Here is a 10,762-nt window from a genome sequence, read left to right on the forward strand (position 1 = left end):
TTTATGGTAAAGATGATAGATTAATGTGTTTCAATATATTGATGAATCAAGTCCCCGATGTACTGAGAAGCTTGACCGTTTTCAATATCACAAAAACGCGTGAAAAATTGTTCAATCTCATGTTGATACGTCTGATGAATAGAATCGAGCTGTTGTAACCCTTCAATGAGTGACTGTGCATCTGTATAAATCGGTCCTGGCAAATCTTGATGGTAATCAATGTAGAATCCGCGTAAATCGTTTGCATATTTTTCGATGTCATAAGCAAAGAAAAGTTGTGGACGTTTAAGTATACCGTAATCAAACATGACTGATGAATAATCGGTAATTAAACAGTCACTAATTAAATAAAGTTCAGAAACGTTACTATAGTTTGAAACGTCATAAGCAAACCCTTCATAATCAGATAAATCCAGCTGATTTGCAATTAAATAATGCATGCGCAATAAAATCACTGTATTTTCACCAAGTGCTTGTTGCATACGCGCTAAATCAATTTTTAAGTCAAAGGTATAAGCCCCCGCTTCAATATATTCATCATCACGCCACGTCGGTGCATACAATACGACACGCTTATGTTTTGGAATATCCAGTTGAGATTTAAGTTGAGAGATATATGCTGTATCATGTTGACGTTTAACTAATACATCATTGCGTGGATATCCCACTTCTAAAATACGATGACGTGGCATCCAAAAAGCTGATTGAAAAATCTCAGTAGAGTATGCATTAGGTGATATTAAGTAATCCCAACGTTGTGTTGCACGATAGAAATTATATTTATATGTAGACGTTGTCGTATTTGGCAGACGTACGTGTTTCATATCATTTGCTAAGCGTTTAAGCGGTGTACCATGCCAAGTTTGAATGTAAAGTTGATTCGACTTCTTTTTTAAATATAATGGCAATCGTGCATTAGACACCCAAACTTGGGCCGTTTTAAAAATATTGTAATAGGCTTTGCTTCCTTTTTTAATAATATTTAAGTCTTGTGGCGCATCAGGGTGATGACCGTCCTGAAATATCCAATAGTATTCATAATCAGGATAGTGACGTTGCATGTAGTCATATATCGCTTTAGGACTATCGTTAAAACCTTTTCCGCCAAATGATTCGAATACAATACGTTTCGGAACTACTGTACAATTTGAATTGTATAGCATATATTGTGAGTAAAACTTACTCGGTTTTTGAAGTACAATGTTTTTAAGTAAACGGCTGCGATAACGATATTTATTTAAAAACCATGCAAGCGGTACTTGGCGCCAACGTAACGCTAGCAATTCTAAATTAAACAACACCTTATGGCGGTACTGCATAACAGGTTGCAATAACGGAATAATTGCTGATAATTGTTGATTAAAATGAGCATATCGTTGTTTAATATCATGGTGACTTGGATCAAACGCGTCGTATATCGTCTCAAGCATATCTTTTAAAATCACACGATGTACTGATTCACGGTCCGTTCGAGCTCTTGCATCATTGAACGCATGGATATAATCTGAGAATCGTTCTGTAAAGGCACGAGACGTTAGTGGTGTGTGACGAAAAGGATCGAGCACTTCACCTTGATAATAAAACGGCACACCCTTTAGTTGTACTGCTGTATGGGCATAGGACAGATAATCAATAAGCAGTGACCAATCAGCATAAATGGTTAAGGATGTATTGAATTCTAAATTGTGGTCTCGTACGATAGCCGTTTTCATTATGATATTGCTAATTGCGTGATGATTTAAAACAGGCGCAATGATATCATCTCCTACAACATCATGACGTGATAATAACGATTGATCTAGAGTTGAGGCCATATCAACGCTAAATTTAGAAATTGGTGAAAATAAAATATCTTGATTTGATAATACATCCAAATACGTTTCAATTGTATAAGGTGCTAATCTATCATCAGCATCTAAAAACATAAAATAGGGCGTGTTCACTTTAGACATCCCTACATTACGAGCATAAGCATGACCGTAATTTTGGTCTAACGTCACCAAACGAATACGATAATTTTCACGTTCGAGCAAGTCCGATAATATATAAGGACTGTCATCTGTGGCACCATCATTCACCACAATAACATCGAACGCTTGAGATGTTTGATTGATGACAGATGTCATACACGCCTCAATAGTTTCCTCAGCATTATACATTGGGATAATAAGCGTTAATGCGTGTGTCATAAAAAAACCTCACTTTTAAAAGCTAGTAAAACCGGCACATTTTAATGGTGTTTATAGCGTTTTATGACAGAACATTTACAATCGAATCATGATCTTGTTTCTGTTCTGTCTAAACGCTTAATACACTCTTATGACTTAAAAAATTGGTTCACAATCCTTTGAGCAGCAGTTCCAGTTTCAAAAGTACAGAAACGTTTATAAAATTGCTCATATTTGGATTGATATTGAGTATTAATCGTATCGATATTTTGAATAGCTTGGATTAAATCGTCGTTATGTTTTAATAATGGACCGGGGGCTTCTGCTTCAAAATCGAAATAGAACCCACGTAAATCATTTTTATAGTGTTCTAAATCATAAGTGAAGAATAATAATGGTCGCTTTGTATTGGCAAAGTCAAACATCACTGACGAATAATCAGTTATACATATATCTGTGATTAGGAATAAATCACTAATCTCATGATATTTACTAGTATCAATAACAAAATCGGCTAATGTATCATCGAGTTGAAGTGCATTACTAATGATGATATGTGGACGTAATAATAAAATATATTCATCACCTAATGCATCTTTCATTTTATGCAAGTCTAATTGTAAATCAATCGTGTGCTTCTTCGCTTTATTGACTTCATCATCTCTAAACGTTGGTGCATATAATATAATTTTTCGATTATCTTTAATGCCAAGACGTTGTTTAATCATATGTTGTTGCGCTTCAATGTATTTATGATCTTGAGTGTAAAAAATATCATTTCTTGGATAGCCCACTTCTAAAATATCTTTATTGAAGTCGAACGCCGATCTAAAACACTGAGAAGCGTAAGGACTTGGAGAAATTAAGTAATCCCAATTCTTGATGGATTGATTCACTCTATCTTTATAACCACTATCTCGACCCTCAAATGTATGTACATCATTTAACATTTTCTTTAGTGGTGTGCCATGCCAAGTTTGAATGTAAGTCGTCTCTTGAGCTTTAGAAATATAATAAGGGAAGTTTTGATTATTAACCCAAAATTTCGCACGAGATAAATAATAAAAGTACTCTGGTGATAACCTTTTAACAGACTTTACCTTAGAATCATTGAAAGGATATTGCGTATTATTAACCCAAACAATTTCAAAGTTATGATTAGTAGATTTCAATGCGTCATAAATTACTTTAGGACTATCACCCACGGATTTACCGACGTTACTTTCAAAAACAATAAGATCCTTTTTAACAGGTATTGTTTTAGTCATTAAGGAGTTCACTTTATCCATCACTTTAAAATACTGTTTATTTTTTCTAAAACGTTTGAATACATGTTGAACTAATACATCATTTTTCAGATTACTTAACTTAAATTTATTGTTATGTGCATCCAATACAGCATTATAAATTCTTTGAGAATTATGTTGATCTTTAAACTGTAAAAAACGTTTAGAACGATTGATTAAGTTATGGTCGAGTTGATAGTTACGAGACTCGAAATATTTAAGCGTTGTTTCAAGAGATTGTAAATTATTTACAATAACGCCTGGCAACTCCGCTTCTAAGTCAAGGTGAGAAGGATCTTTACCTAAGAATCTCTCTTTATCAAATTGATAGTAAATGACAGGTTTTTCTAAGAAACTAAAATCAAAGGCAACACTAGAGTAATCTGTAATCATTAATTTACTTTCTTTAATTAAATGTTGGACATCGATATCGCCTTGTCTCATTGTATGGACGTGGTTTGGAACATTAAACACATCGATAAAAGGTTGCATGTTTGGATGTAAACAAAATAAGATTTGATTCCCCATATCATGCAATGTCTTGAGATAAGGACTATTGAGTAAAGTCTCTATACGTTCTCTGTACTCAGATTCTTGGACACTTTCGATATTTGTTAACCAATCTCTCCACGTTGGAATAATTAAAATTTGATCTCTCGTTTGAATATTATTGTCAAATAAACTATCAAAACGAGCCAATCCTGTGACAAGCACTTGATGTGCATCAAATTTTAAATCTCGTACGACAATTTCTTTTTCTCTTTCAGAACTTGTGACAAATAAATCGACATTAAAATCTTGTAACTGATTCCCGTTAATTTGAGTTAAATTTTTCGTTCCTAACACACCATGTTGTAAGAAAACTTTAGTCGCTTTGATTTTACGTGTATAAACATGACTATTGGTAGGATACAATAACTCTGGATGGTGTGTTGAACAGATATAGCTTGCTTTTAACATAATCTCAAAGTGTTCTGGCGAACGATAAAAAATAACATTGCCATAAGGTAGTACATTGTCGACCTCGTTAGAGTCTTTATCAATAATATAGTATGCAGGGATCTCCGGATGATGTGTACGCATATATTTGAAGAAGTGATAGCCATTGTCTTGAGCTTTATAAGACTTTTCGCCAATGACCCAAACATCTTCTTTAGTAGCGTTATGATGAACGCCTTCTTTTAGCACATTAATATAAGAACGATAACTTTCTAAAGTATATCTATTAATACGGAAAGAGAGATTTCGTCCTTTCATTGTTAAGTAAGGTACTACAGAAATAATTTCATCATTAAATCGAGTAATAATTTCTCCTTTAAGAAAACGTTCTGCCAAAATTCTAGGATTACCAATTTTAAATTTAATTGGCTCAGATGATTCTTGAATTTTGACTTCTATAAAAACATCTAAAACATCTTCTTGATCAAATGGAAATCGCATAAAATCTACAAGTTCTTGATAAATATCAATGTCAAAACTAAATGTAGTTGTTCTTTGCTTTGGATTTTCTGCTATTTTACTAACCGGTAAATAAAATTCAGAAAATCTTTCAGTAAATCGCGTCGCTATAACAATATTTGCTTTTTGTAATGTTGAGTTATATAGCGCGAATTTCCCTTGAATCATAGCTTCTTGATTATTAAATGACAATTTATCGATATGACGTCTTAAAAGATATGTATGGCGTGGTAATGTATCGGAAATTGTGAAATGTAAAAAGCCTTTTTTAGTAATATAGGGATGGATTGTCGTATCTTCATCAGAAATACCATGTAGATCATGAACAGATGGATGCGAGAATTGAACTTTTAAATTACGTTGCGTTGTTAATATATTATCGCTTTCTTCGACAATTAAATAAACTTTATTACTTTTAAAACCTTTAAATTTCTGTAATACTTCTTTTAAATCAATTTCAAATGTATATTCATCTAAAGGTTTGTATGATATAGAATCAAATTCGTTTTTAACATATAATTGGTTGATAGTTTTGCTAGGTTGATTGAAAGAAATGTGTAACTTCGAACCAATTTGAATGACTTTAAAGCTTTGCATTTTATAATCCTCCAAATTGATAGGTATAAATTATCAAAAATTATTTATTTTGTGAGTATACATATTGTAATATTAATTCAAAAGAATATTCAAGAGGAGACAAATAAATGAGACTCAAAAAACCCATGTTTTCAATCATAGTAACGACATATAACAACGAGCAGTCAATTATTAAAGCAATTCAATCAATCACAACTCAAACTATCGATAAAGATAAGTACGAAATTATCGTAGTTGATGATAACTCAACTGATAATACGGTACATACCATTAATCAGTTAGCTGTTTCGAACTTGAAATTAATTCAACTAGAACATAATACAGGAGGGCCTTCAATTCCAAGAAATACAGGTATGATACATGCAACTGGGGAATTTATTTATTTTCTAGATGGAGATGATTGGTTAGATGCAACTATTTTAGAGCGTATCCATCGAAATAGAAAGCTTAGAAAAAGTGACGTCATAATAGGTGAAGTCATTAAAACAAAAAATGGTAATGAAAGTGTGTATGCGCGATTTATGACTGCTTTTGAGTTATTAAACGCGTCTCCTTTAAAAAACCCTTATCTATTTTATTATCTTGGACCGGCTGGAAAATTTGTTAAGCGCAGTTTAATCCAAAGAAATAAGATGAAATTTATGGAACATACACGTTTTGGAGAAGATAAGTTGTTCTTTATGAAGCTATTTGAGCATGCTAAAAGAGTATCTACATTACCAGACATCGTAACTTATCTGAATCGCTCTACTGACAATCAATCTATCGTACGAACAGTAGACTTTGTTGAAAAAAGAGAGAGTGATTTAATTTTATTTAATGAAGCGCTACAAATTAAAGATAAAAAAATAAAAGATCAATTTTTAATTAGGATTACTGAATATGACTTATTAACAAATTGTGATAGTTTTGTCTTTATTAATTTAGATCAAAAAGCTCAAGCACAGGTGTTTGAGATTGTTAAACAAATATTTAACAATAAGTATGTCAAGAAAAGAATTGCTAAACAGATTAATGTTAAATATAAAAATGCTGTAGAAGCTATATATGAAGATGATTTTGAAAAATTTATTCATTATTATAAATGGCTTAAAAAAGGCGGTAAACTGTTAAGTTTTGATCAGCAATTAAAGTACATCAGTGATGATGCGTATCATTTTGAATTGATAGTGCCTTATTCTAACTTAATGCATTTACAACCAATAAAAGATGAATTAATCATCCAAGCAAAATTATATAATGTTAAGAAAGGACAAATTAATCATGTCGTCCTTGAAAATAGAAGTGACTTTAGAGCATCTGTTCAGGTCAAAGCTATCGATATTTCAGAGGATATACTTACGGTTAGATTGAGTAAGGATACGTTACGTAATTTGAAAGATGGCTTGTATAATGTACTAATATGCTATGATGGTTATAAATTAATGAATATTAAATATGGCTTTAATAAAGAAGTATTTGGCGTTACGTTTTATCCTACAGTAAATGGAAACTTATCCATAAAGAAGAAAAGTTAATTGATATTGAGAAGCGGTAAGGATGAGGATATCTTTACCGCTTCTCATGTTTTAGAAATAAAATTTCTATTTTATTTTGATACTTAGGTTAAAGGTTTAATGATTGAATGAATGCTTTGACATCCTCAGAAGTTTCATCATTATTTAATGCAAATTGAATCGTAGTTTTCACAAAACCTAATTTTTCTCCTACATCATAACGATGTCCTTTAAAGTGATATGCAAATACCGAATCATCAGTATTGAGTGCTTCAATTGAATCCGTTAATTGAATCTCTCCACCTGTACCTATTTTTTGCTCATCGAGATAGTCAAAAATATCAGGGGTTAAAATGTAGCGACCCATAATTGCGAAGTTTGACGGTGCCTGTCCTTTTGCTGGTTTTTCGACAAATTGTTGAACTTGCATTAAGCGCTTGTCTTGTTGAAGTGGATCGATAACTCCATAACGATGTGTTTCGCTTTCCTCTACTTGTTGAACACCTATAATAGATTTTCCAGTTGATTCATATTGCTCCATTAATTGTTTAATCGCAGGTGTTTCTGAAATAACGATGTCATCACCGAGTAAAACTGCAAATGGCTCATCGCCAATAAATTGTCTTGCAGTCCATATCGCATGTCCCAGTCCTTTTTGTTCTTTTTGTCGGACATAAAACATATTTGCTAATTGACTGGAATGTTGTACTTTTTCTAATAAGTCGTATTTTTCTTTAGCTTCAAGCATCATTTCTAACTCTTTTTGGTTATCGAAATGATCTTCTATAGCACGTTTATGTTTGCCTGTAACGATAATAATATCTTCAATGCCAGCTTGAACGGCTTCCTCAACGATATATTGGATAGTAGGTTTATCAAGTATAGGTAACATTTCTTTAGGCATGGCTTTAGTTGCTGGGAGAAATCTTGTACCTAAACCTGCTGCAGGAATAATTGCTTTTCTTACTTTTTTCATTTCACGCACTCCTTTTTAGTTAAATATGTGATTAAATTCTTTAATTGATTGTTGGTTGAAGTGAGCGAAATTAAAAGGTTGTTTTTGACCGTTTCCAGTCAATTTTTGATGCATACCTTTTACAAGACCTTCGACACTGTTTTCAACAATAATCGCTTGTTGATCGTTAATATACTCTGTAGTTTCTTTCAAGTTAACAGTAATTGCATCTGTACCTACTGCAATCGCTTCGTAAACGACTAAACCTAATCCTTCATAATTAGAAGATAAAACAAAAGCGTCACAATGTTTTAAAAGTGGATAAGGATTGCTAATGCCTCCAAGTATCACGATGTTTTCTTTGGCTGAAGATTCACGCACCCATTGAATAGTTTGTGAACGTAATGGCCCGTGTGGACAGACCATAATTAAAAACACATTCGGATTATCTTGATACACTTTTTCAAATGCCTGTATGAGTTTGTCATGTCCTTTTTGGTAATCATAGCGGCCAATATTGATAAAAACAGTCATATTCGGATTAAACAGGGCATTTAACATTTTAACCTTAGAAATTCGAAATACTTTTTGAAACTGTACAGTAGGTATTGTCACACTCAAATCATTAGCGAAAAACGAAGCAATCTGTTTGCTGTGATCTTGATATAAGTATTTAAACTGGTCTTTTAATGTCTGTTCTTCAATAGTATCCATGTAAGTTTGTATAATCTGTTGTTCAACGCTATGAACGAGATAATGTTGGCGAGTCTTCTTATCATTACTTGTTTGCTGTTCAAAGATATCATTAATAGTTTGTTTTGTTTTTTGGAAAATGGCATCCACTTCTGGGTAGCTTTGTTTTAATCCATTAATAATATCGGCTGTATTTTGATTGTGTGCTATTGTGTCATAGACATCTTCATTACTATTAAAGGCATAGTCCACGTGAACGTCCTTTAAAGTCATGAATAGATTTTCCATTGATAACCTACGCGTTCTTTGTTCGCCAAGAAAATTGTTAACAACTACAACTTTATCGTTAATGCCTTTAACATGTTTAAGAAGATTTTTTCTCAAATTTCGGTGTACGAGCACGATTTTATCTGCTTTTTTGTACGCATTGAAAATAATACGACGATTAAAATTCTTTTTAGCCTTATATTCAGCAAACATATCCGTATGCACCCAAATTGCAGTTTTTGTATCGACATACTGTAACATCGCAGCCGCTTTTCTCTCGAACCCTGTATAGTGAATGAAATAATCAATTTTTAAATCTCCAAACATACGAGAAAATTCTTCTTTAAACATACGTTCAAGCTGTTTTTCAAAAGGTTTGAAGTTAAAGTTATTATTTTTAATGTATTGCTTGTACAACAATCTATCCTTAAGGTTACCGTTAATTTCGCCTGTAATAGGATAAAAATGTACATTTTCTGGCAAGTTCAGAAGTCTATAGTAATGTTCAGGTTTGATTTGATTTTTATTGAAAAAACAAATGTAGTTCTTATCATTAGTATCAATATTTTCTAATGTATTTATTAAAGCAGTAGTGATGCCATTATTCCAAAATCCTCCACTTAAAATCACGACTGTTTCTTTGTTGTTGTATAGTGTATCGACTGTAATATGGTCATTATCCTCATTTTTCAACATATGGCGTGCTACTATGTTAGAACCATTAAGGTCATCATAATTGTTGAAACGTTTGTTGATGATTTGATAGTTTGCAGTATTCGGTAATTGTTGAATTTCCGTTGTTAGCGACTGAACATCCATCACTTGCGTAAACGGATAGTCTGTAATGTCTTCGTACAGTCCTCGTTCTTGTTTGTAAGATTCTAAATCATATGTAAATAAAATGATTGGCTTATTAAGGTTAGCATAATCAAACATAACAGAAGAATAATCTGTGATAAGACCATCACTTGCTGCCAAAATCTCATATGTTTCAAACTCTTTAGGAAAAGGTTTGATTTTCTGATAATCCGACTTGATGTCGGTTTTTTCAAATGGGTGAAGCTTTGTAAAGATTATCGTATTATCATCGAGATGTGCTTCTAGATAGTTAAACATGTGCTCAAGATGACTGGAGTTTTTAACAGCTCCGATATGTCCACGCCAAGTCGGCATGTAGACGAGTACTTTTTTATCTTCAATTTGATAAAAAGATCTGATTTCATTACGTTTGTTATCATTAAAAAAGATATCATTTCGTGGAGAAGGAGCAACGACCATTTCACCTTGATATACATTATTGAGATGATGTGTTCGAGCTAATATATCTTTAGTAAATGTATTATTAACGTATATCCGGTCGGCCATGTAAAAATTTCTTTGTACATTAGATAAATCTACAGTTTCTGGAACATCCTTGCCCATATATTTAAGAGGTGTGCCATGCCAGATAATATAATATTTCTGTTCAGGTCGCTTATTAAAAAAAGGATAGAAAGTTGTATCATTAATTAGTATTTCAGCAATTGCTAGCAATTCATAATATTCACGTGACAGATGTTTAACATAATGTACTTTATTTTTATAATGTTTGTTAAAAAATGGAGGTACATCATTCGTGTCTTTAATGACAACATAAATCGTTGCGTTTTGATTTTGTTTTAGTAGTGCGTCAATTAAGTAATATATATGGCCACCTTGAGCGCTACCATGAACGGACTCTAGTACAATCGTGCCTTGCTTTACTTTTTTATTTCTTCGACTATTCACATACTCAATTTTTCCGCTATTTTGTTTATAGTTTTTAATTTTTGTCTCGATATTTCTGCTTTTCATCATCTAGCC

The 10,762-nt window shown here is 32.4% G+C and carries 5 protein-coding genes; 1 reads left to right on the top strand and 4 read right to left on the bottom strand.

Annotated features, from left to right (window positions below):
- Window positions 1-20: 20 nt before the first annotated feature.
- Together HHH54_RS02390 and HHH54_RS02395 are read right to left on the bottom strand one after the other, a co-directional pair.
- Entirely contained in the window at window positions 21-2,189 is a 2,169-nt protein-coding gene (locus HHH54_RS02390) for a bifunctional glycosyltransferase/CDP-glycerol:glycerophosphate glycerophosphotransferase (RefSeq protein ID WP_198617238.1), read from the bottom strand.
- Window positions 2,190-2,317: 128 nt separating this feature from the next.
- Window positions 2,318-5,509, bottom strand: a complete 3,192-nt coding sequence (locus HHH54_RS02395) for a CDP-glycerol glycerophosphotransferase family protein (protein ID WP_198617239.1) — start codon at window positions 5,507-5,509, stop codon at window positions 2,318-2,320.
- A gap of 107 nt (window positions 5,510-5,616) precedes the next feature.
- On the opposite strand from HHH54_RS02395, the gene HHH54_RS02400 reads away from it, so the two are divergent.
- Window positions 5,617-7,026 carry a glycosyltransferase family 2 protein gene (locus HHH54_RS02400; RefSeq protein ID WP_198617240.1) on the top strand — a complete coding sequence of 470 codons (1,410 nt, stop codon included), beginning with the start codon at window positions 5,617-5,619 and terminating at the stop codon, window positions 7,024-7,026.
- Between the two features lie 88 nt (window positions 7,027-7,114).
- Here HHH54_RS02400 and galU read toward each other — a convergent pair whose 3' ends face one another.
- Window positions 7,115-7,981, bottom strand: coding sequence for a UTP--glucose-1-phosphate uridylyltransferase GalU (galU, locus tag HHH54_RS02405; protein WP_198617241.1), 867 nt, complete (start codon window positions 7,979-7,981; stop codon window positions 7,115-7,117).
- 15 nt (window positions 7,982-7,996) lie between these two features.
- Window positions 7,997-10,753: a CDP-glycerol glycerophosphotransferase family protein gene (locus tag HHH54_RS02410; protein ID WP_198617242.1), complete on the bottom strand. Its 2,757-nt coding sequence runs from the start codon at window positions 10,751-10,753 to the stop codon at window positions 7,997-7,999.
- Between the last annotated feature and the right edge of the window lie 9 nt (window positions 10,754-10,762).

The organism is Staphylococcus canis, assembly GCF_016238445.1.
GTDB lineage: Bacteria > Bacillota > Bacilli > Staphylococcales > Staphylococcaceae > Staphylococcus > Staphylococcus canis.